The organism is Niveispirillum sp., assembly GCF_052437035.1.
Classification (GTDB): Bacteria; Pseudomonadota; Alphaproteobacteria; order Azospirillales; family Azospirillaceae; genus Niveispirillum.
Window position 1 is genome coordinate 250,973 of the sequence record NZ_JBQVOH010000002.1, and the last position, 22,327, is coordinate 273,299.

The window sequence follows — 22,327 nt, forward strand, 5'->3', positions numbered from 1 at the left end:
CTTTCACTCCCTGAAGCTGGAAGCTCTCATTGGCTTCCTTGGGTTCCGTGCATCCATGTCGTGCATGGATCGGGCTGGCTCTGCCGCTTTGCTGGTCCGGGGGGCTGTGCCAGATGGTCCGCAGCTATCCAGTTTCGTTCTTGGATATGATCATAATCACGCATTACAAACGATTGCAAATGCATTTTTCGCAGCAGGCTATGGGGGCGGAAATGCCCTTCGCCGACAAGTCACCGCCTGCCTCGCGATTGCCAGAACCTGAAAAGCTCGCCCACCTCCAAAATACATTTGCAATCGGTTGTAGGATGTGAATATGGTTGGAAACAACAACAATCATGAAAAAGAACGGGATCGCTGCTTCAGGGAGCGGTCATGGATCAATATCGTAACAAAGTCAGCATCTTGTCGTAGGGCAGCCAGCCTTGGTCGCCTGTGCCCCGGCTCTGTTTGATGCCTGGAACAAGGTGTTCTGAACCCCGCTCGGGTTCGCTGCGGATTTTCCGCTGCGGACAGGGGAAAGGACTGCTCTGGCCGTCGATGTGGGCGGTGGTACGCCATTGCCTGCTCGCAGGTTCATGAGGTTTCCACCGCAATTCCCGCCCCTGCGATCAAACGAAGGGGCGTTTTCAGCTCGCAAATACAATCGTTTTCAATCAACGCCATGTACTGGCGCCAAAAACGGGGAATGGGAGGTTCCGATGAAAACACGGATTCACACGGCGTGTCTGCTGGCCACCTGTGCCATGCCGGCGATGGCCTTCGCACAGACGACCGAAAGCGAGCCTTTGGCAGAGATCGTCGTAACGGCGGAACGGCGCAGCCAGGATATCCAGAAGACCCCGATCTCCATCGTCGTTCTGACCGGCGAGGATCTGAAGGAACGCGGCGTCACCGATATCAATACGCTGGCTGCGCAAACACCGTCACTGTCCTACACGGACAATGGCAACACCAAATACTTCAATATCCGCGGCGTCGGTATTTCCGAATCCGCCCCGAACCAGACAGTCGGTGTTGCCGTTCATTGGGACGGCACCTATGTCGCCCGTGAATTTGTCTTCGGTGACTCGTTCTTTGACATTGCCAGCGTCGAGGTGCTGCGCGGTCCCCAGGGAACCTATACCGGCCAGAATGCCAGCGGCGGCGCGCTTTATGTCAACTCCGTCCGTCCGGACTTCGATGGGACCAGCGGCTTCGCAGAGGCGACCATCGGCAATCTCGGGCACCGGCAGCTTGGCTCCGGCGTCACTTTCCAGCTGTCGGATACCGTTGCCGCCCGCATCTCGGGCCAGCTGGAGCGCCGCGACTCTGCCTATACCAATCTGGGTCCCGCCGGAACGAAGGGCCAGGTCTCGGCCTTGTCGCAACCCGGCAACCTGTCGCGTTTTCTGGGCCGGGCGCAGGTGCGTTTCCGCCCCAGCGAGGATATCGACCTGCTGGTCATGCATCAGGTCAGCGACAATAACTCCGACGGTTTGCCGAACCAGCGTTTCGATGTGGGGCCGCCGCCCAACCGCACCATCGCCTATGACGCGGAAACGCGCCTCGACGTCTCCTATCACCGCACCACCGCGATCCTGGATTACAAGGGTTTCGACGCTTTCGATGTGCGGGTTTCCGGGGCCTACCAGGAAACGAAGCAGAACCTGCGCAGTGACGACGACCTGACGACCGCCACCCTCTACCCCGCGCTGGCCGCCGGCAGCACCAGCATCCGGCTGCGCGATCATTACTATACCGGAGAGGTCAACCTGATCTCTCCCGATGACCAGAGCGTCCGATGGACGGCGGGTGCCACCTTCCTTGACTATACCCAGCCGGGTGTCATTCAGACGGGTGGCGGTGCCTATATCTATGTGAATGCGCGGCGCAAGAATGAGGCGGTGTTCGGTGAGGCCGCCATGGACCTTATGGATGGCGTGGAACTGCGCCTGGGCGGGCGGTACAATTGGGACCATGCCGGCTTCACCAATGATGGCTATCTGGCGATTGGCGGCATGGATGGTTTCCGCGCCATCAATTTCACACCCGGTATCATCGATTTCAAGGAACCGACCGGTCGTGCCGTCCTGAACTGGGAAATCACCCCGGATCATTTCCTCTATGCCACGGTCAGCAAGGGCTACAAGCCGGGAGGCACCACACCGATGAGCCTGCGCTATGGCTCGGAAACCGTGCTGAACTATGAGGCAGGCTGGAAGGCGTCTTTCCTGGATAACCGCCTGACCACCTCGGTCAGCGTGTTCCATATGAATTATGACGGGTACCAGACGACCTACACGCCCGACGTCAACAATCCCACCAGCGCCATCACCCGCAATGTCGATGGCACCAAGATCAAGGGCGTCGAAGGGCAGTTCGCGCTGCGCCAGAATGGCTTCACCCTGGATGGCAACTTCTCGATCCTGGATGCCACCTATGGGGACCTGACGATTGTTGAGCCGGTGGGCCTCTATGGCAATGGCCGGCCAACGGTCGCTACCACCGCAAACCTGAAGGGCCGGACCATTCCCTATGCGCCGAAATTCTCCGGCGGTCTGGGACTGGCCTATGAGGCGGCGATGGAGGGCGGCAACCTGACGCCCAGCGTCCGCGTCAGCCATGTGGGCGCGCAATGGGTGACGTTCTTCCAGGCCCCCTATCACCAGATACCGGAACGGACGCTGGTGAATGCCCGCATCGCCTATCAGTCCGACGAGGGGTGGAGCCTGGCCGCCTATGCCAACAACCTGCTTGATGATGATTACATTTCCAACGTCTTCCAGACGCCCAACGGCGTCGGCGGCTACACGCTGGGCAACCCCGCCGAATATGGCGTGACCTTGAACTATCGGTTCTGAACGACCTGACACGGGCGGGCGCCAAGGCAGCGCCCGCCTCATAACAATGATGATCCGGGAGGACGGACATGAAGCGCGCTGCAGCAGCCCTGCTGGCCTTGGCCATCGGTGCGGGGACCCCGTTATGGGCATCAGCGGCGGGGCAGGGGACGGCGGATGCCGGTTCCCAGACGGCCCCATTGGAACGGCGGGTCTTGTTCCTGGGTGACCGGGAACTGGCGAACTGGCGAAAGGCGGACCCAGGCTTCTTCACGGCCCCCCTGTTCAGGAATTCGGGCGGTTTCGATCTTGGCGGGCGCAAACAGTTTGATCTGGCCACGCTGGTCGCCGGCCACCGCCCGCATGTCATCTATTTCCTGGCCGACCGCCTTTCCAGTGCCGGCGATGCGGTGGACCGTGCCAAGGAACAGGTGACGCTTCTGCTGCAAACGGCGCGTGCCCAGGGCGCGGTCGTGATCCTGGCCCGCGCGGTTGCTTATGGCGGTGCATCGGCGGCGGCGGATGATGCGCTGGCGGCCTGGATGCAGCAACTGGCGCAGGATGGTCAGGCGATCTACAGCGATCCCAACCGGATTGATTTCCATCCCGATCTGCGGCTGAAAAAGCCGGCGGATCTGGCCATGTCGACCAATGGCATCCGTGGCGCCCTGGACAATGCCTTCCGCTTCACGCCCGGTATTCCCGCCGAACAGCAGTTCGGGCGCTTGATGCAGGCTTTCGAAGCCACCCCCTATGATGAAGGAAGCGGCCCGTTCCGTGCCATTGCCGGTATTGATCCCGCCCTGCCGACCCACAGCTTCTACCGCCCCGCCAATCTGCCCTTGTTTGAAAAGCAGCGCCTTCCGGTTCTGATCTTCGGCAATGGTGGCTGCGCTGATGATGCCGCAAATGCCCGCCCGCTTCTGACGGAGATTGCATCGCATGGCTATCTCGTCATCACGCTGGGTCAGCTCAAATCCGGTCCGGGGGGCCTCGCCGCCTATCCCGACCTGCTGAAACTGGACAATCCGCCCCCCGGTCGCGGCACCAGTGCCGCCGACATGAAGGCCGCGATCGACTGGGTGGAGAAGGTGGCGGCCAGCAAGGAGGGCTGGGGACGCTATGTCGATGCCGGGCGGATCGCCGTTTCGGGCTGGTCCTGCGGGGGCTTGCAGGCCTTGGCCAATTCCCCCGATCCACGGGTTAAGGCCACCATCATCTTCAACAGCGGCCTGTTCGGCGCCGACAGTCCCGGTATGCCGGGCATGGATGTCTCGAAATCGACCCTTGATCAGCTTCACGCTCCCGTTCTCTATTTGCTGGGCGGGCCGACCGACGTTGCCTATGGCAATGGTAACGACGATTTCGGTCGGATCAGCAAGGTGCCCGCCTATCTCCTGAGCCGGGAGGTCGGGCATAGCGGCACCTTCTGGCAACCGCATGGCGGGGTGTGGGCGCAGGCCGCCCGGCTTTGGCTGGATTGGCGGTTGAAGGGCGATGCCAGGGCGGCTGCGGCCTTCGATGGCAAGGAGTGCGGCCTGTGCGCCGATCCTTCCTGGACCATACAGCGGCGGGGGCCGGTCGATGCGCACTGATCTGCGTCGTTGGGCCGTGGCTGCCGCCCTGTGCAGCGGTCTGGCTGCGGGTGGGAGTGCTGACGCCGATCTTCCCCTGACTAGCAATGAGGCCAGAATTATAGAGGGGACCCTGGCCGGCGGTGCCCGCTGGCGGTCGGAGGTGCCGGCCAATTGGAACGGCACGCTGCTGCTCTGGAGCCATGGCTACTCCCCGCGCATCCTTCCGCCCGATGTTGCGCCGGGCCCCATCCGGGATAAGCTGCTGGCGCGTGGCTATGCCCTGTTGGCATCCGACTTCGGGGCTGCCGGCTGGTCCATCGAACAGGCGGTGCCCAGCCAGCGGCAGGCCGTGATCGCCTTTACTGAACAGATCGGAAAACCATCCCGCACCCTGGCCTGGGGCACATCGATGGGGGGCCTGATCACCACGGCCCTGGCTGAACAGGCCGATCCGGTGATCGATGCCGGTCTGGCCCTCTGTCCTTCCATCGGCGGCAGCATCGGCATGATGAACATGGCGCTTGATGGGGCCTTTGCCTTTCAGACATTGCTGGCTCCGCAGGCGGGGTTGGAACTGGTTCGTGTGACGGACGATTTCGCCAATTCCGCCCGTGCGCGTGCGGCCCTTGATGTGGCCATGCAGACGGCGCCGGGACGTGCCCGTGTGGCCCTGGCGGGGATACTGGCCGGTCTTCCCGGCTGGACACGCCCCGACCATCCGCAACCACACCCGGACGACCTGGACGGGCAGGTCGCGGAAATGGCCGCCAGCTTCGTGATGGGTGTCTTCCTGCCGCGGGTGGATCAGGAACGGCGCGCTGGCGGTGTTTTCTCCTGGAACGACAAGGTGGATTACCGTCGTCAGCTTGAACGGTCCGGGCGCGGTGCCATGGTCCGGGCGTTGTATCAGCGCGCGGGCTTGGATATCGAGGCTGACCTTGACCGGCTGGCATCCGCGCCACGGATCACGGCGGACCCGAAGGCCGTCCAGTATATGATGCGGCACTACACCCCGACCGCGAAGCCTCGGGTTCCCCTGATCTCCTTGCAGGCGGTGGGCGATGGTCTGACCTCCCCATCCTTGCAGCGTTTCTATGTTGAGCAGGCGCCCGCCGCCCTGGCACAGGCGATCTGGCTAGATGCCGCCGGCCACTGCACCTTCAGTGACGATCAGGCAATGGCGGCACTCGACCGGCTGGCGGGACGGGTTGTTGAGGGGCGATGGCCCGATATTCCGGTACAGGGCGCCATCCAGGCCGCTATCGCCCCCATGTTGCGCCCCTGCCTGCAGGATGGGCGGTGCGAATGATCGGCCTGGGCAACCAAATCAGGACTTTTACGGAGATGCATCCATGATGCAGCAATGGCAGCCCGATTTCAGCGGGGTGGACAATGCCCGCATGGCCGCACCACTGATCGTTGAGGGCGATATCCGCCGCGTCTCACCAGACATCGATATCTGGGACGCCTGGCCAGTTCAGCATCCTGACGGCAGTGTCGTCGGCTTTGCCGGTGGCTACAGCCTGTGGATGGCCCTTGGCGCTCCCCGCTTTGATGATCCCGATGAACGCCATAGCCATGCCCGTATCCATCTTCTGCGGGAATGCCGGGGGCAATGGCAGGTCCTGGGGCCGGCCATGCCGGATGGTTTCTCCCCCGGCAGCCGGGAATGGTCCGGTTCTGCGGTGCTGTGGCCGGATGAGCAGCGGCTGACGCTGTATTTCACGGCGGCGGGCCGACGGGGGGAGGCGGAGACGACATTCGAACAGCGCCTCTTCTCCGCTGACGCCGATCTTTCGATGATGGGGGAGCAGGCCCGGCTGATCAATTGGCGCGACCTGCGGGAATTCGTGTTGCGCGACCCGGCGCATTATATGGCCAGTAATTCCGGATCGGGGCGGGTCAACACGATCAAGGCCTTCCGCGACCCGGCCTACTTCCACGATCCGGCCACGGGTTTGCATCATGTGTTCTTTGCCGGCTCACAGGCGGGCGCCACTTCTGCCTTCAATGGTGTGGTGGGGCGGGCGGTGTCGGCGGACCTTGTCACCTGGACCACATGTCCGCCCGTCATCACGGCGACCGGTGTGAACAATGAACTGGAGCGGCCCCATATCGTGCATCAGGACGGGGTCTATTACCTGTTCTGGTCAACGCAGCGCCATGTCTTCAATCCGGAAGGACCGGTTGGCCCGACCGGTCTGTACGGCATGGCTGGTACCAGCATAGATGGTCCCTGGACCCCGTTGAATGGCAACGGGCTGGTCATGATGAACCCGCCCGAAGCCCCCCGTCAGGCCTATAGCTGGCTGGTCATGCCAGACCTTCAGGTCACCAGTTTCGTGGATGATTGGGGCCGTGGGGCCGACCAGGGCGGGGCACGGCGGTTCGGCGCCACCTTCGCGCCGATGCTTCGCCTGCAACCGGACGGGTTCGCCCGCCTGCATGTCTGCCGATAGGGGGCGCTGGGCATCGCCTGCTGCTCATGCGGCGCGGGGCCCGCGATGGTGATGAACCGTCACCAGTTTGGGGGCCAGATACGGGGCCAGCCCCTCCATGCCGCCTTCACGCCCGAAACCGCTGTCCCGCACGCCGCCAAACGGCGTTTCGGGCAGCGCGATGGGGGCGGCATTGATGGACAGCATGCCGCAATCGACCCGGTCCGCGTAATAGGCCTGGCGCCGTGCATCGTCGGTGAACAGGTAGGTGGCCAGACCGAAGGGCAGGGCATTGGCAATTTCCAGCGCTTCCTGGTCACTGTCGATGCGCTGGAGGGTGGCGACAGGGCCGAACGGTTCTTCGCGCAGGATGGCCGCGTCGGCGGGCACATCGGCAAGGAAGGTGGCGGGATACCGGCACCGTTCCGGCGGGCCGCCCCCCAGCAGCAGCCGTGCCCCCCGGTCCACCGCCTCATCAACCAGGGCCGACACCGCTGCTGCCCGGCGCGGGTTGATCAGCGGCGGCAGGTTCAGCGTCGCCGCCCCGTCCAGCAGGGCGGCAACAAAGGCGTCATACAGGCTGTGATGGATCAGGAACCGCGTGGGCGCGATACAGGCCTGCCCGGCATTGCGGAACTTCATGGGCAGCAGTGCCCTGGCGGCGGCCACCGGGTCTGCGTCCGCCGCCACGATGACGGCCGCATGCCCGCCCAGTTCCATGGTGCAGGGCTTCATAGCGGCCCCCGCCAGGGCCGCAATATGTTTGCCCACCGGCACCGATCCCGTGAAGGAAACCTTCCGCACCACCGGATCGGCGATCAGGGTGCGGGAGATGCTGGCCGGGTCACCCAGGACAAGCGACAGCACATCGCCCGGCAGTCCCGCCTCGATCAACAGGTCGGCCAGAACCACACAGGCGCCCGGCGCTTCCTCCGACGGTTTCAGGATGATGGAACAACCGGCGGCCAGGGCCGGGGCGATCTTGCGGACGGCCTGCGACAAGGGAAAGTTCCAGGGGGTGAAGGCGGCAACCGGGCCGACCGGCACCTGCCTTACCTCCAGATGCTGATCGGGGTGACGGCCCGGTATCACGCGCCCATAGGTACGCCGCCCTTCCTCCGCGAACCAATCGATCACATCGGCACAGGCGGCAACCTCCGTCCGCGCCTCCAACGGGGGCTTGCCCTGTTCTGTCACGATCAGGGCTGCGATTTCCTCTGTCCGGATGCGCAACCCGTCCGCCGCCCGGCGCAGGATGCGGCTGCGATCCAGGGGGGAAGTCCGCGACCATTGGGCAAATCCCCGCGCGGCGGCGGCTGTGGCATCCGCCAGATCCTGTATGCCGGCATGTCTGATGCGCCCGACCACATCCCCGCTTGCTGGCGACAGGACATCCGTCTCCCCAGGGCCGGCGCCATCGCGCCAGACGCCGCCGATGAACTGCTGATACTGACGCATCACATCCTCCCCAGATTGCGGGCGGCCCAGTTCAGGGAGGATTCCAGCCTGTCCAGCAGCAGGGTCAGGTCATGTTCGCCGATGATCAGGGGCGGGGCGATGGCGATGCTGTCATTGGACAGGACCCGCAGGATGACGCCATTTTCCTGCAAGTGCGTGGCCACAGCCTTGGCCACGCACTGGGCCGGATCAAAGAAGCGGCGGGCGGATTTCTCATCCACCAATTGTACCGCCGCGACCAGACCATCGCCCCGCACCTCCCCCACCAGCGGGTGATCTGCCAAGGCGGCCAGACGGTCATGCAGGACCCGGCCCATGCGCCGGACATGGGAAAGGATGTCGCGTTCCTGATAGATGTCCAGCACCTCCATCGCGACCGCGGCCCCCACCGGGTGTCCGGCATAGGTATAGCCATGGCCAAAGGTGCCGCGCCGGCCGCTTTCCGCCGCGATCACGTCGAATACGCGGTCGGTCATCAGGATGGCGGACAGGGGGAAGGCGGCGGATGTGATCTGCTTGCCCAGCGTCATGATGTCCGGCGTGACGCCAAAATACGTCGATCCGAACATGGTGCCTAGCCGGCCAAACCCACAGATCACCTCATCCGCGATCAGCAGGATATCGTATTTGCGCAAGACCGCCTGGACCTTGGGGAAATAGGTTTCGGGCGGGAACAGCACGCCGCCCACGCCCATCATGGGTTCCGCGATCATGGCGGCAATGGTGTCCGGCCCTTCTGCCAGGATCAGCCGTTCCAGGCTGTCGGCCAGCCTTGTGGCGTAATCCACCTCGCTCTCCCCCGGTTCGGCAAAGCGCCAGAAATGCGGGCAGTCGGTATGGATGAAGCGGTCGATGGGCAGATCAAAACCGCCATTGATGGCCGCCAGTTGGGTCATGCTGCCACTGGCCACCGTGACGCCGTGATAGGCCTGACGCCGCGCGATGATCTTCTTCTTCGCCGGCTGACCCAGGGCATTGTGATAATACCAGGCCAGTTTCACGGCGGTGTCATTCGCCTCTGAACCTGACGTGGCGAACATAACCCGGTTCAGGTCACCCGGCGCCATTTCCGCCAGCCGTTCGGCGAGCGCCACCGGCACATCGGCACTTTTGGCCGCGAAATTATGATAATAGGACAGGCGCCGCATCTGCCGGGCCGCCGCATCGGCCAGACGCGGCTCGTTGAAGCCCAGGCCCGCGCACCACAGGGCGGCCACCCCTTCGATATAGGAGCGCCCCTGCGCATCCTTCACGCGCACGCCGTCGCCTTCCACCATCAGCATCGATCCGGTCTGCCGGTGCTTTTCCAGATCGGTGTTGGAATGGACATAATGGTCAAGGGCGGCCTGCGACAGGGCCTGCGGATTGGGGAACATGCTACACCTCGGATCATAAGATCTTTGTTATGATAAAGTACATTGAGGGTCGCGCCAACAGCCCGGCACGACCAGGGATCAAGGGGCGGCGCAGCGCACGCGGTGCCCGCCTTGCAGAAGGGTCAGGACACCGCCCTGTTCCACCGGCGTCAGGCCGGGCAGGGGAACGGGGTCGGGAAGCGGGCGATGGCCGGCACGGAACCCATCGCCATCGGGCAGGATTTCCGGCACAGCCGCCATCAGGCGGCGGGTATAGGGATGGGTGGGGCGGTCGAACAGGTCGTCACGTGCCCCTTCCTCCACCACATGCCCGCGATAGAGCACCATGACCCGGTCGGCCACCTGTTCCACCACCCCCAGATGGTGGGAGATGAACAGGTAGGAAAAGCCGTGGCGGCGCTGCAAATCCTTCAGCAGCGACAAGATCTGGGCCTGCACCGTGACATCCAAGGCGGAGACCGGTTCATCGGCCACGATCAGATCGGGCTTCATGATGATGGCGCGCGCGATGGCCACACGCTGACGCTGCCCGCCCGACAATTCATGGGGGAAACGGTCGGCGAAACCATCGCCCAGCCCGACATCGGACAGGGCGGCGGCCACACGGGTCGCGCGTTCCGCCGTTGTGACGCCGGTCAGCCCCTCCCCCACGACGCGGGCGATGCGCCAGCGCGGGTCAAGGGAGGAGAAGGGGTCCTGAAACACCATCTGCACCCGCCGGGCCAGGGCGCGGCGTTCAGGTGCCGACAGGGTGGCGATATCCTGCCCATCCAGGCTGACACGGCCCCCCGCCACCGGCGCCAGACCCAGCAGGGCGCGGCCCAGCGTGGTCTTGCCCGACCCGCTTTCCCCGACCAGGGCCAGGGTTTCGCCACGCGCCAGGGACAGGTCGATCCCGTGCAGCACGGGCCGGGCCGGCGGTCGTCGGAACAGGCCGCGCCGGCGGGCGGGATAGGCAACGCGCAGGTCCTTGATGGACAGAAGCGGCGGGGCGGGTGCCGCCGGTGCGGTTTCCACCCCCTGCCGGCGGGGCAGGCTGTGCAGCAATTGCCGCGTATAGGGATCGCTGGGGCGCAGCAGCACGGGGTCAACCGGCCCCTGTGTCACCGGATCGCCATGGCGCATGACCAGCACCCGTTCACAGCAATCGGCCACCACGCCCAGATCATGGGTGATCAGCAGCAGGGCGGTGCCCAGATCGCGACAGGCGGCCAGGGTCAGGTCCAGCACCTGTTTCTGCACGATCACGTCCAGCGCCGTGGTCGGCTCATCGGCGATCAGCAGGGCAGGGCGCAGCAGCAGGGCGGATGCGATCATGATCCGCTGCCGCATGCCGCCGGAAAATTCATGCGGATACTTGTCGAGGCAATTGGCGGCATCGACCATCCGAAAGGCGTCCAGCATCTCCACCGACCGGCGGCGTACCTCTGCAGCCGACAGGCCTTCATGCAGGATCAGCCCCTCGCCCAATTGCCGCCCGATGGTCAGCGCCGGATTCAAGGAGACCATGGGTTCTTGAAACACCATGCCGATGCGGCGGCCCCGCACATGGCGCAGGGCGGCGGGGGGCAGGGTGGTCAGGTCCAGCCCATCAAACAGGATGCGCCCGGCCCGACGCTGTGCGCCCGGCGGCAGCAGGCCCAGAATGGCGCGGGCCAGCAAGGTCTTGCCCGACCCGCTTTCCCCAACCACGCCCAGCCGTTCGCCAGGCGCGATGGCCAGGTCGATGCCCTTGACGGCCAGCCGGTCGCTGCCGGCAAAACCGATGCGCAGGTCCTCAATCGACAGAAGTGATCTGGTCATGGCGGCCCCCTTCACAGCTTGTTCATGCGGGGGTCGAGCAGATCGCGCAGCGCGTCGCCCAGCAGGTTGATGCCCAGCAACGCCATGGAAATGGCCAGCCCCGGAAAGATGCAGAGCCAGGGGGCCGCCTGCACATGCTGCCGCCCCTCCGCCAGCATGCCGCCCCAGGTGGGGGCGGGCGGGGGCACACCGGCGCCCAGGAAGCTGAGCGCGCTTTCCGATAGCAGGGCATTGCCGAACATGGCGGTGGCCAGCACGGTCAGCGGCGTCAGGCAATTGGGGATGACATGGGTCAGCAGGGTGCGCAGGGGGCCGTGGCCCAGCACGCGGGCCGCATCGATGAATTCCCGTTCCTTCAGCGACAGGACGGACCCGCGCACCACCCGCACCACCGACGGCGTATAGGCCAGACCCAGGGCCAGGACCACGCCGCCCGGCGACGGGCCGATGGCGGCCAGGATGCCCAGCGCCAGCAGGATGGCGGGAAAGGACATCAGCGCATCCATCAGCACCGTCACCCCATCATCCACCCGCCCGCCCAGATAACCCGCGACGGCGCCGATGGCGGTGCCCAGCGTTACGGAAAGGGCGACGGTAGCCATGCTGACGCCGGCACTGACCCAGGCGGCGACCAGCAGGCGGCTGAATACATCGCGGCCAAACCCGTCGGTGCCCAGCCAGTGCAGTGCCGACGGTGCCTGCAATCGTGCCCAGACATCCGGGCGCAGCGGGTCATACGGCGTGGCCAGCAGGCCCCAGGCGGCGGCCAGCAGCATGAAGGAGAAGAAGATCAGCCCGAGGGCGGCGTTGGGCCGCGACAGGAACCGGGTCATGGCGGAATTCCTCATAGCTGCACCCGCGGGTCCAGCAGCGGATAGGCCAGATCGACGGCCAGATTGACCAGGATGCGGATCATCGCCACCAGCAGAAGGCAGCCCTGGATCACCGGGTAATCCCGCGCCTCGATCGCATCGACCAGAAAGCGGCCCAGGCCGGGCAGGGTGAAGACCGTTTCGATCACCACCGCCCCGCCCAGCAGCGACCCCAGCAGCAGGCCGATGAAGGTCAGCGTGGGGGCAAAGGCATTGGGGAAGGCGTGGCGCCACAGCACTGGCCCTTCGGCCAGGCCTTTGGCGCGGGCGTGGGTGATATAGTCCAGGCGCAGCACATCGATCATGCCCGACCGCATCATGCGCGCCACAACGCCCATTTCCACCAGCACCAGGGAGGCGCAGGGCAGGATCAGGTACAAAAGCCCCCGCAGCGGATCATCGGTGATGGCGACATAGCCGACCGTGGGCAGCCAGCCCAGCTCTACCCCGAACAGCAGGATCAGCAGCAGGCCGACCCAGAAGCTGGGCACCGAAATGAACAGGACCAGCAGGCCCGTGATCACCATATCGGTCCCCTTGTTCTGTCGCCACGCGGCCAGCATGCCGGCGGGCACCGCGATCAGCATGGCCAGCGTCATGGAGAGCAGCACGATCTGCGCTGTCACGCCCAGCCGGTGCAGCATGGCGGGCAGCACCGCCTCCCCCGTCGTGATGGAGGTGCCGAAATCACCGGTCAGGATATTGCCCAGCCAGTGCAGGAACTGTACCGGCAAAGGCTGATCCAGGCCCAGATTGCGGGTGATGGCGGCAATGGTGGCCGGATCGGCCATGTCGCCCACCATCACCGACACGGGATCACCGGGGACCAGCCGCATCAGCAGGAACACGATCACCGCCACGATCAACAGGGTGGGCAGCGTCATCAGGCAGCGGCGCAGGAGATAGGCACCCATGGCGGTTACTCCCCCTCCTTCGCGACGCCCCAGAGGACGGGCAGATTGGCGGCCCAATTGTGAAAGCCAGTGACATTGGCCCGCGTGGCCGCAACGGCGACGCCGTTATAAAGCCCGATGATCGGCACATCGGCCGCCATCTGATGGTGCAAGGCATCAAAGGCGGCCTGACGCTCGACCTCATCCGCGCTGCGGTTGGCGCGGTCCAGCAGGGCGGCGGCCTGTGCGCTGTACCATTGCGCCGTGGCGCGTTTGGCCCGGTCACCGATCAGCGCGTCATAGGTCAGGGCCGGGTCAAAGCGGGCGGAATAGGAGAAGGAGGAGAGCTGATAGCGCCCCTTCTGATAGTTCGACAATTGGCTGGCCCAATCCAGCACCGCCAGATCGGCATTGAAGCCGGCATCACGCAGATAGGCATGGATCAGGACGGCATTGTCGAACATGTTGGGAAAGCGCCGGTTGGTCTGCACCACGATGCGCTGCCCGGCATAGCCCGCCTCCCGCAGCAGGGCGCGGGCCTTTTCCGGATCATAGGCGGGCCATTCATCATGCGCCGGCCCATGCTGTGGCGCCACGCGCGGCACGGCGGACGGGTTGGGCGTCACCAGACCGTTGGTCGCCACCATGGCGATGCCGTCGCGGTCGATGGCGTGCGCAACGGCGTGGCGGATGCGCACATCCGACAGGACGGGATCATCGCTTTGCAGCAGCAGGACGGTCCAACTGAGCAGTTCCTGTTCATGAACCCGCACACCGCTGAAGCGTTTCAGATCCTGTCCGGCGGCGGCGGGCAGGGCCGGGATGATATCCACCCCGCCCGATAGCAGCGCCGTCTGCGACGTGGTGACGTCGGGCACGATCAGGAACTTCACCTGATCGACCAATGCCTGTTTGCCACCGGCCAGACCGCTGGCTTCATCATTGCGCGCACTGTAACCGTCGAACCGGTCCAGCATGACATATTGCCCGCGCCGCCATTCGCCCAGCCGGAACGGGCCGGTTCCGATGGGGGCGATCCAGTGGCCATCGGCACCGACACTGGACGGGGACAGGATGGCCAGCGGGCATTGCGTGCTGGCCATCTGCGCCAGGAAGACGGCGGAAGGCCGGTCGAGGGTGAAGCGCACGGTCAAATCATCGGGCGTGTCCACGGACAGGACCTTCACCCCCCGGCCCGTGCCGTCATAAAAGCTGCGGCAGGTCCAGTTGCGGGCCGGGTCCATCCAATGGTCCCAGGACCAGCGCACATCACCCGCCCGCAGCACCCTTCCATCATGGAAGCGCACGCCGTCGCGCAGGTGGAAGATATAGGTGCGGCCCTCATCGGCCATGTCCACCCGGTCGGCCAGCATGGGCGCCACCGACAGGTCGGCGCGGGTCGCCACCAGTCCCTCCACCACTTGGGCCAGGACCATGTCGCTGTTGGTGTCACGGTTCACGCCCGGTTCGGTGGAACGGATATCGGCATTCAGCGCAACCGTCAGGGTGCCGGACGCCGCCGCCACCGGGACCATGCCCGCCAGCGCCGCCAATGCCCAGGCACCCCTTGTCCAACCGCGCGACATGCCCTGTACCCCCGTGTTGTTCGCTGGAGGTACTTTGTACTATGTATTTATGAAATGCAATATGATTTGTAGGGGACGCTCACCCGAACTCCGGCCGTTCCTTGGACGAGACGGTCAGATGGCGGCGCATCAGGGCGGCGGCCCATTCCTGATCCCCGCGTTCCAGGGCGTGCAGGATCTCCAGATGTTCGCGGCAACTGTCCACCACCCGATCCTCGCCATAAGACCAGTTATAGGACAGCAGGCGGCGCAGGCGGTTCTGGTTCTGCACCGACTGGTGGATGAAGCGGTTGCCGGAACAGGCGGCCACGAAATCATGGAATTCGGCGTTGATGTCGAAGAACTCCATGGCGGTGGGCTTGACCTCCCCCGACAACACCTTTTCATGTGCCTCACGCACCTGCCTTGCCCAGGCGCGGTCCAGGGTGAAGCTGGGTTCCAGCAGACCTGCCGGTTCCACCAGCAGGCGGAAACGGTAGCTTTCGTCATGCGCCTCATCGCTGTTCAGCGTGGGCATGAACTGCCAGCCATGGCCCATCTTGCGTTCGACGATGCCGTCCTGAGCCATGCGGTTCAGCGCCCGGATCAGGGTGCCGCGCGGCACCCCGTAGCGGCGCATCAGGTCGGCCTCCGACACCTCGCCATCCACATTGCCCTTCATGCGGTCGGCGGCGATGGCCAGATACAGATCCTCTAACTCATCCGCGCGACCGCCGCCGCCCCGCCATTCGATGGCATCCGATGGCACCTTCAGAAAAAAGCCACGGCGCGGCTGTGTTTCCAGGATGCACAGATCTGCCAGATGGCGCAGGGCCGCGCGCACAGGCGTGCGGGAGACCTTGAATTCCTCCACCAGACCCAGTTCGGTGAAATGGTGGCCGACGGGCAGGCGGTGACGGCGGATATGATCGACAATCTGCCCGGCCAGGTCGGCCTGCAGCTTTGACGGGCCGCCGGTTTCCGGTTCATCCTGATCGTCAATGTCGGTGGTCATAAGGGGGGGCATCCGGTGCTTGTTCCCCGCCAGTCTAGTATCTTGTCGTGATAAAATCCAATTTGATCGGTGTTGGCTAATTGACTTGCACTGTGTTTCATCATAATACAATTCGATCCTTTTCACCTCCGTCGGGCATGCGCCATGGAACCCTTGCCGCCACAGGCAGAAACCGTCCCCTTTCCCCTGATCACGCTGGAAGGCCCCGCGATGGAGCGTGGCCGCCAATATGGGGCGCAGGCGGGGGAACGGATCGCGGTCTGTCTTGCCATCTATCGCGCTGCCATCGACGCCAAGGGCGTTGAATGGGAAAAGGCCCGCACCGTGGCGCGGCGTATCCAGGAACGGCTGGAAAAATCCCATCCCGAGCAGATGGCGGAGATGCGCGGCATCGCCGAGGGGGTGGGGGAGCCGGTGGAGGATATTGTCGCCATCAATGCCCGCACCGAACTGTTATACGGTTTGTCGAAAGCGGCGGTGGCGCGGGCGGAACCCGATGGCTGTACCGGGGCCATCGCCCTGCCATCGGTGACGGCGGACGGGCATCTTCTGCATGGACAGAACTGGGACTGGCGCGATGAATGCGCCGATTGCGGTGTGGTCCTGCGCATCATCCCGGAAAAGGGGCCGCGCATCCTGACCTTTGTGGAAGCGGGCATGATGGCGCGGGCCGGCCTGAACAGTGCGGGCGTGGCCATCACCGGCAATTTCCTGGAATGCGAAAAGGATGGCAGCCGCGACGGTGTGCCCATCCCCCTGATCAGGCGCGCGGTCCTGTCGCAGACGCATCTGTCAGACGCGCTGTTGACCGTGCTGCAAAGCCCGCGCGCTTTTTCCAACAACCTGATGGTCAGCCACGCCGATGGTGATGCCATCGATCTGGAAACCACGCCGGATGAGGCCTTCTGGATCGCGCCGGAGGGCGGGCTGCTGGTCCATGCCAACCATTTCGTCAGCGCGCCGGCCCGTGCCAAGCTTCAGGACCGCAGCCTGCTGGTCAATGCCGACAGCCTGTACCGCGACCGACGGGTGGAGGCGCACCTGCGCGCCGCCGCCGGGTCCATTACGCTGGAGACGCTGAAGGAAGCGTTCCAGGATCGCTGGGGCGCGCCGCGCGCCGTCTGCCGCTCCGTTGTCTCAGGCCCGGGGGGGCGGACCTCCTCCACCGTTGCCACCATCCTGATGGATGTCACGGCACGGCGCATGTGGGTGGCACCACGCCCCTATGGCCCCCATTCCTATACGCGGTACGATCTGGATTAAGGGGGCTTCAGCCCCCTTTTTTCATCCCACTGCGATTTCGCCTACCCCCCGCGAGCAGCAGGGGGTGATCAGGGTCTGGCGTTCCTTTTGCGACAGGCACTGATCCTTGTGCAGGGCGTGGCCCGACCGCAGGGGCAGGGTGCAGGTACCGCACACACCCTGGCCGCAGGAAACGGCAACGGGCAGGCCGGCGGCGGTCAGGGCCTGGGCCAGGGTCTGATCTGCCGGGACCTGGATGATGCGGCCATCGGGCAGCCGGGCGCGGAACGGCTGTGCATCCGCACCCGGCCCCGTCGGGGCAAACCCCTCCAGATGCACCCGCGCGCCGTCCCAGCCCAGATCATCGGCGGCCTGTCTTATGTCGGCCAGGAAACGGGCGGGACCGCAGGCCTGCACATGGGTGCCGGGCGGGGCCGATGCCATCACGGCCTGGATATCCAGGCGTTGGCGGGGCACGGCGTCGGCAGGATACAGATGCACCCGGTTCCCCAGGCGGCAAAGCCGGTCGGCGAACAGCACACCGGCGGCATCGCGCGTTGCGTAATGAAGGCTGAAGGATGCGCCATTCCCGGCCATGGCATCGGCCATGGCGATGATCGGCGTGATGCCGATGCCGGCGGCCAGCAGCAGATGGTGCGGCGCACTGCGGTCCAGCGGGAAACTATTGCGCGGGGGGCCTACACGCACCAGATCACCGACGCGCAGCGCATGCATGGCCCGCGACCCGCCCCGCCCTGCGGGTTCCAGCTGCACCGCGATGGCATAGGCGGACCGGTCGCCCGGCGCGTTGGTCAGGCTGTATTGCCGGATCAGACCACCAGCCAGATGCAGGTCGATATGGGCGCCAGGTTCGGCGCGCACGGGCAGGCCGAAGGGCCGGCGTAGGCGCAGCCCCATGACGCCCGGCGACAGCGGATCGGCGGCTGCCACGCGCAAAGTGCGGGGTGATCCGTCGCGTCGCGCCAGCCAGCCCCAGGCGCCCGTGACCAGCAGACCGGCCAGCCCCAGGGCCGACAGGCACCAGAACAGGCGCAGGGCCAGACCCCCGGCGGATCCGGTATGGATGGGCAGCATCCATTCCATGAAACGGCTGCCCGCCGGCATCGTCGCGTCGCTGTAGCGGGCAAGGATGGTAGCGTCATAGGCGTTCAGCCAGACCTGCCAGGTGGCGTCAGGCAGGGTGACGGTTTCATCCTCCAGAAAGACCAGCACCACCCGACCGCTGCCGCCGGGAAAGCGTACATTGCGGATGGGGGCGCCGGGCCGGTCGGCCCGCGCGGCGGCGATGATCCGGTCCAGGGGCAGCAATGGTTGGTCGGCGCGGGCGACGACAAGGGGCGCCGGCTTACCCGAAACAGGCGCGATGACACCGACCAGGACGGAGGTCCAGATCTTCAGCGCCACCATCACCCCGGTGAAGGACAGGATGGTCAGGGGCAATGCGGCCAGGATGCCGGTCAGGCGGTGCAGGTCGCGCAGAAACCGCGCCTGCCCGCCATCGCCGGCAACCGCGAACAGGCCCCGCCCGCGCGGCCGCCCCCGCCACCAGAGGACAGGCCCCGTGATGGACAGGATCAGCAGGCCCAGGCCGCTGAGCCCCGCAATGATCTGCCCATCCTTGCCCAGCAGCAGTGTGTAATGCAGATCGAAAAGCCACTCGATGGGCCAGCCGGTGACGGTGGCCTCCCGCTTCACCCGTCCCGTGCCGGGATCGACCGACAGGCGCCATTTGGTGCCGCCCCGGTCCAGGCGCAGGATATAGGTGCCGTCCGGTGTCTCCGGGTAGTCAATCCGCAGCAGCCTTGCATCGGGCCGGTCGCGCAGCACCCCGCCGACCAGGGTTTGCAGCGGCAAAGGCGGGGCACCGTCGGCGGTCAGGGCCGCGTGGTGCAGAAGATCATTCGCCTCATGCTTGAACAGGACGATGGCACCCGTCAGCGCCTGCACCAGTAGCAACAGCGATAAGGGAAGACCCAGCCAGCGGTGCGCCCATGCCAGCAGCCTCATTGCACCCCCGAAGACATGCAGAATGTAGCATGAATAAAATAGTCTGCTGTCACTGGGCACCCGAAGGCGGCCCCGTGACAGCAGACTATGCCGGACCGGCTGGTCAGAACCGGGTCGTGACCGCGAACTTCACCGTCATGGGCAGGGCCGGGCTCAACAGATTGGCCCCGGTTGCCGCCCAGTATTTCTTGCCCGTCAGGTTCTCCCCGTTCAGGCGGAAGGTGACGGGATGGTCGGCAATATCGGTGCTGTAGCGGATGCCGGCATTATAGGTGGTGTAGCCGTCGATGAAGGCCGTGTTCTGATTATTGATGGCGCGGTTGCCGACATAGAACAGGCCGGCGGAGACGCCCAGACCTTCCACCGCCTCCGGCTTATACTCCGCAAACAGTGACGCCGTGTATTTGGCCGTGTTTTCCGGACGCTTGCCGATGACGGCGGTGCTGGCGGCCTTTTCCTGGGCCGCATCCAGATACATGGCTGTGGCAAAGACTGACAGGCGTTCGCTCACCTCACCCGTGGCGCTGGCTTCCCAGCCCTTGTAGATGGTGCGGCCATCCTGAACAAAACGGTTGGCGCTGTTGAGGAAGGAAGAGGCGCGGTCAATGTCGAAATAGGTCAAAGAGACCATCAGGCCCTTCTGCGGCTCGATCTTGACGCCGGCTTCCTTCTGTTTGGAGATGGCGGGGGGCAGAACCTCACCGCCATTTGCGGCGGTCAGCGGGGCGACGCCGCCTTCCTCCAGCCCCTCGATATAGGTGGCGTAAAGGCTGATCCAGTCCTGCGGCTTTACCACCAGGCCATAGGAGGGCGAGGTCTTGGTGGTGTTGTAGGGCGTGCCCGTCTTCGACTTGTTCTGATAGTCGGTGTAGCGGGCGCCGATCAGCAGGTCGATCCAGCTTTCATAGGATATGCGGTCGAAAATATAGGCGCCCTGGTCCGTGATCTTGGACGGGTTGGGCACCACGCGGGCCGGCAGCGGCGTTTCGGCCACGCGCACGGGGTTATAGTAATTCTGGGCGTAATTGACGGTCGGGTTGCTGGGCGTTTCCGCCGTGCGGGTGTTGATGGTGCCACCCACGGACAGTTGGTGGGTCAAGGGACCGGTTTCAAAGGCGCCGGCCAGTTCGCTGCGGTAATTCTCGTTCACATAATCATTGCCGTTGGACAGCAGCACCTGCAACGTGCCGGCCCCGGTGGTCAGGTTATAGTTGCGGAAGGTGTTGTAATGCCGGTCGCGCGACAGGTCGGACCGCCCAGCCTGACCCGTGATCGACCAGTTTTCGGCAAAACGCCATTCGACATGAGCCATCAGGTTCAGTTCGTTGGCATCCGAATACATCCATTCCGATGACAGGCTTTTCTTCGGGTCCCACATCGGGGGCAGGATGGTCACGCCATTGACGGCGGCGGGCAGGGTGATGGTCGCCGTCTCCGTGATCTTCTTCTCAATATATTCGGCATCCAGGCGGATTTTCACCGTTTCAACCGGGTCCCAGTCAAAGGCGACGGCACCCACGCTGCGGTGCCCCTCCACCGCGTCCACCCCGGTTTCCAGCCAGCCCTGCACGGCATTCACGCGCAGGCCGAATTCATCCTCTTCCCCAAAACGACGGGACATGTCGGCATGGACGCCGACGCCACCGAACTGATTGCCGCTGAGCGTGATTTCATTCAGCGCTTCTGCCGTTGGCCGTTTCATGGTCAGGTTCACGATGCCAGCAGGGGTGGTGAACCCGTAATAGAGCGAGGCGACGCCCTTCAGCACCTCCATCCGCTCCTTATCCTCCATCGGCAGGTCGATCTGGTTCACGATCGGCAGCGAACCGTTCATGCGGTAATTGCTGCGGTTTTCAACGGGAATGCCGCGGATGGCCAGATTGGCGTAAACGGCGGGGCTGACCTGGGAAAAGGTGACACCGGCGGTGTTGCGCACGGCGTCGCCCATGCTGGTCACCTGCTGCGCGTCCAGCAGGTCGCGCGGCATGATGTTCACCGTCAGCGGCGTGTCCATCATGCGCGCGCCCCGGAAGGTGCCGGCCTGCACATAATCGGCGCCGAAGCTGTTCTTGCGGTCGGCGGTCACAATGATCTCTTCCAGCAGCGGGCCGCTGCTATCCGCCTTTTCTTGAGCATTTGAATTGTTAAAATACAGCATCGGGCCTGTCAGTGCCAATCCCAGCGCCACCCCAGCCTTCATCGTCCTCATGTCAGAATCCCCGTATTTGTGTCTGTGCCTACCTGTCGGCCGCTCCCCTTGCCGGGTTGCGATGTTCTGAAGGCAAGATAGCATTATGTACTTATAGAATACAATATGCTTTGGAGGGGCGAAAGCAGGGGCCGGCAGCCGCCGGCGCAGTCTCATTGCCGGACCGGGGATATTTGCCTGTTGGTTGTGTACCTGTTTGGTGGTCAGCCCACGGTATCCGACGGATCGCCATAAACCTGGGCACTGATCGTCATTGCCGCTGCGGTCAGCGGGGCGATCAGGTCCGACCGCCCCGGCGTTTCGCCTTCTGTCACCCGATATGAGGCGGAAATGGCGGCCAGGACCTTGCCGTCGGGCCGTTTGATGGGCACCGCCACGCAATGCAGATCGGGCACGATCTCCCCCTCATCCTGGGCGACATCCGTCATGGCGATCTGCCGCAGGGTGCTGCGCAGGTGATCGGGGTCGGTGATGGTGGCGGGTGTCAGGGGAACGAAGGGGCCAAGGGCCAGGTATTTTTCCCGCTCATCCTCCGGCAGGTTGGCCAGCAGCACCTTACCCATGCCCGAACAATAGGCCTCCAACTGCTGCCCGACCTTGGTGAACAAGGCATCGGCGCTGCGCCCGGCCTTCAACCGGTAGGTCACCATGTCATTTTCCAGCGTGCCAAGCTGAACGATGCAGCCGATCTGCCGGGCCAGACCCGGCAGGACCGGTGCCGCCTTGCTGACGATGACCTGTTTCTCATCAATCCGGGCATTCAGCAGCAGCAGCCGGCTGCCCGCCATATACCCACCCCCCGGATCGGGCGACAGATAGCCCGCTGCTACCAGCGTCGCGATCTGACGGTGGGCGGTGGATACCGGGATATCAAGCTGGCGTGCCAGATCGGTGATCGACCTTCCCCCACCGCCATTGATGACGCTGTCCAGCATCGTCAGCGCCCGCAGGGAGGAGGAGAGGTGAGGGGTTCCGTTTCTCATGATGTAAGAAATTACCGCAGGCGTCGGCTGGTGACCAGCGGCACCATCG

The 22,327-nt window shown here is 64.5% G+C and carries 15 protein-coding genes; 5 read left to right on the plus strand and 10 right to left on the minus strand.

Translation table 11 applies throughout. From position 1 onward, the window contains the following. Positions 1-698 precede the first annotated feature (698 nt). From ACT6Q8_RS06360 to ACT6Q8_RS06375, 4 genes are all read left to right on the plus strand, one after another. On the plus strand, positions 699-2,840 hold the full coding sequence (locus ACT6Q8_RS06360; protein ID WP_444734913.1) for a TonB-dependent receptor: 2,142 nt from the start codon (positions 699-701) through the stop codon (positions 2,838-2,840). Positions 2,841-2,908: 68 nt separating this feature from the next. Next, positions 2,909-4,414: a hypothetical protein gene (locus ACT6Q8_RS06365; RefSeq protein ID WP_444734914.1), complete on the plus strand. Its 1,506-nt coding sequence runs from the start codon at positions 2,909-2,911 to the stop codon at positions 4,412-4,414. Then, positions 4,404-5,705, plus strand: a complete 1,302-nt coding sequence (locus ACT6Q8_RS06370; protein ID WP_444734915.1) for an alpha/beta hydrolase family protein — start codon at positions 4,404-4,406, stop codon at positions 5,703-5,705. Before ACT6Q8_RS06365 ends, ACT6Q8_RS06370 begins: the two co-directional genes overlap by 11 nt. A gap of 43 nt (positions 5,706-5,748) precedes the next feature. Beyond that, positions 5,749-6,855: a glycoside hydrolase family 68 protein gene (locus tag ACT6Q8_RS06375; protein WP_444734916.1), complete on the plus strand. Its 1,107-nt coding sequence runs from the start codon at positions 5,749-5,751 to the stop codon at positions 6,853-6,855. Between the two features lie 24 nt (positions 6,856-6,879). Here the strand turns inward: ACT6Q8_RS06375 and ACT6Q8_RS06380 are convergent, their stop codons facing one another. The 7 genes from ACT6Q8_RS06380 to ACT6Q8_RS06410 form a co-directional block, all read right to left on the minus strand. Further along, positions 6,880-8,292 carry an aldehyde dehydrogenase family protein gene (locus ACT6Q8_RS06380; protein ID WP_444734917.1) on the minus strand — a complete coding sequence of 471 codons (1,413 nt, stop codon included), beginning with the start codon at positions 8,290-8,292 and terminating at the stop codon, positions 6,880-6,882. Further along, positions 8,292-9,668 carry an aminotransferase gene (locus tag ACT6Q8_RS06385; protein WP_444734918.1) on the minus strand — a complete coding sequence of 459 codons (1,377 nt, stop codon included), beginning with the start codon at positions 9,666-9,668 and terminating at the stop codon, positions 8,292-8,294. Before ACT6Q8_RS06385 ends, ACT6Q8_RS06380 begins: the two co-directional genes overlap by 1 nt. A 78-nt stretch (positions 9,669-9,746) precedes the next feature. Continuing rightward, positions 9,747-11,471, minus strand: coding sequence for an ABC transporter ATP-binding protein (locus tag ACT6Q8_RS06390; RefSeq protein ID WP_444734919.1), 1,725 nt, complete (start codon positions 11,469-11,471; stop codon positions 9,747-9,749). An 11-nt stretch (positions 11,472-11,482) separates the two neighbouring features. Further along, complete coding sequence (locus ACT6Q8_RS06395; protein WP_444734920.1) at positions 11,483-12,304, minus strand: ABC transporter permease; 822 nt, start codon at positions 12,302-12,304, stop codon at positions 11,483-11,485. A gap of 11 nt (positions 12,305-12,315) precedes the next feature. Continuing rightward, on the minus strand, positions 12,316-13,257 hold the full coding sequence (locus tag ACT6Q8_RS06400) for an ABC transporter permease (protein WP_444734921.1): 942 nt from the start codon (positions 13,255-13,257) through the stop codon (positions 12,316-12,318). 5 nt (positions 13,258-13,262) lie between these two features. Next, on the minus strand, positions 13,263-14,822 hold the full coding sequence (locus ACT6Q8_RS06405) for an ABC transporter substrate-binding protein (RefSeq protein ID WP_444734922.1): 1,560 nt from the start codon (positions 14,820-14,822) through the stop codon (positions 13,263-13,265). Positions 14,823-14,901: 79 nt separating this feature from the next. Beyond that, complete coding sequence (locus ACT6Q8_RS06410; protein WP_444734923.1) at positions 14,902-15,816, minus strand: GntR family transcriptional regulator; 915 nt, start codon at positions 15,814-15,816, stop codon at positions 14,902-14,904. 144 nt (positions 15,817-15,960) lie between these two features. On the opposite strand from ACT6Q8_RS06410, the gene ACT6Q8_RS06415 reads away from it, so the two are divergent. Next, positions 15,961-17,079 carry a C45 family autoproteolytic acyltransferase/hydolase gene (locus tag ACT6Q8_RS06415; RefSeq protein ID WP_444734924.1) on the plus strand — a complete coding sequence of 373 codons (1,119 nt, stop codon included), beginning with the start codon at positions 15,961-15,963 and terminating at the stop codon, positions 17,077-17,079. Between the two features lie 21 nt (positions 17,080-17,100). Here ACT6Q8_RS06415 and ACT6Q8_RS06420 read toward each other — a convergent pair whose 3' ends face one another. From ACT6Q8_RS06420 to ACT6Q8_RS06430, 3 genes are all read right to left on the minus strand, one after another. After that, entirely contained in the window at positions 17,101-19,086 is a 1,986-nt protein-coding gene (locus ACT6Q8_RS06420) for a PepSY domain-containing protein (RefSeq protein ID WP_444734925.1), read from the minus strand. Between the two features lie 103 nt (positions 19,087-19,189). Further along, on the minus strand, positions 19,190-21,295 hold the full coding sequence (locus tag ACT6Q8_RS06425; RefSeq protein ID WP_444734926.1) for a TonB-dependent siderophore receptor: 2,106 nt from the start codon (positions 21,293-21,295) through the stop codon (positions 19,190-19,192). A 203-nt stretch (positions 21,296-21,498) separates the two neighbouring features. Then, entirely contained in the window at positions 21,499-22,278 is a 780-nt protein-coding gene (locus ACT6Q8_RS06430) for an IclR family transcriptional regulator (RefSeq protein WP_444734927.1), read from the minus strand. Between the last annotated feature and the right edge of the window lie 49 nt (positions 22,279-22,327).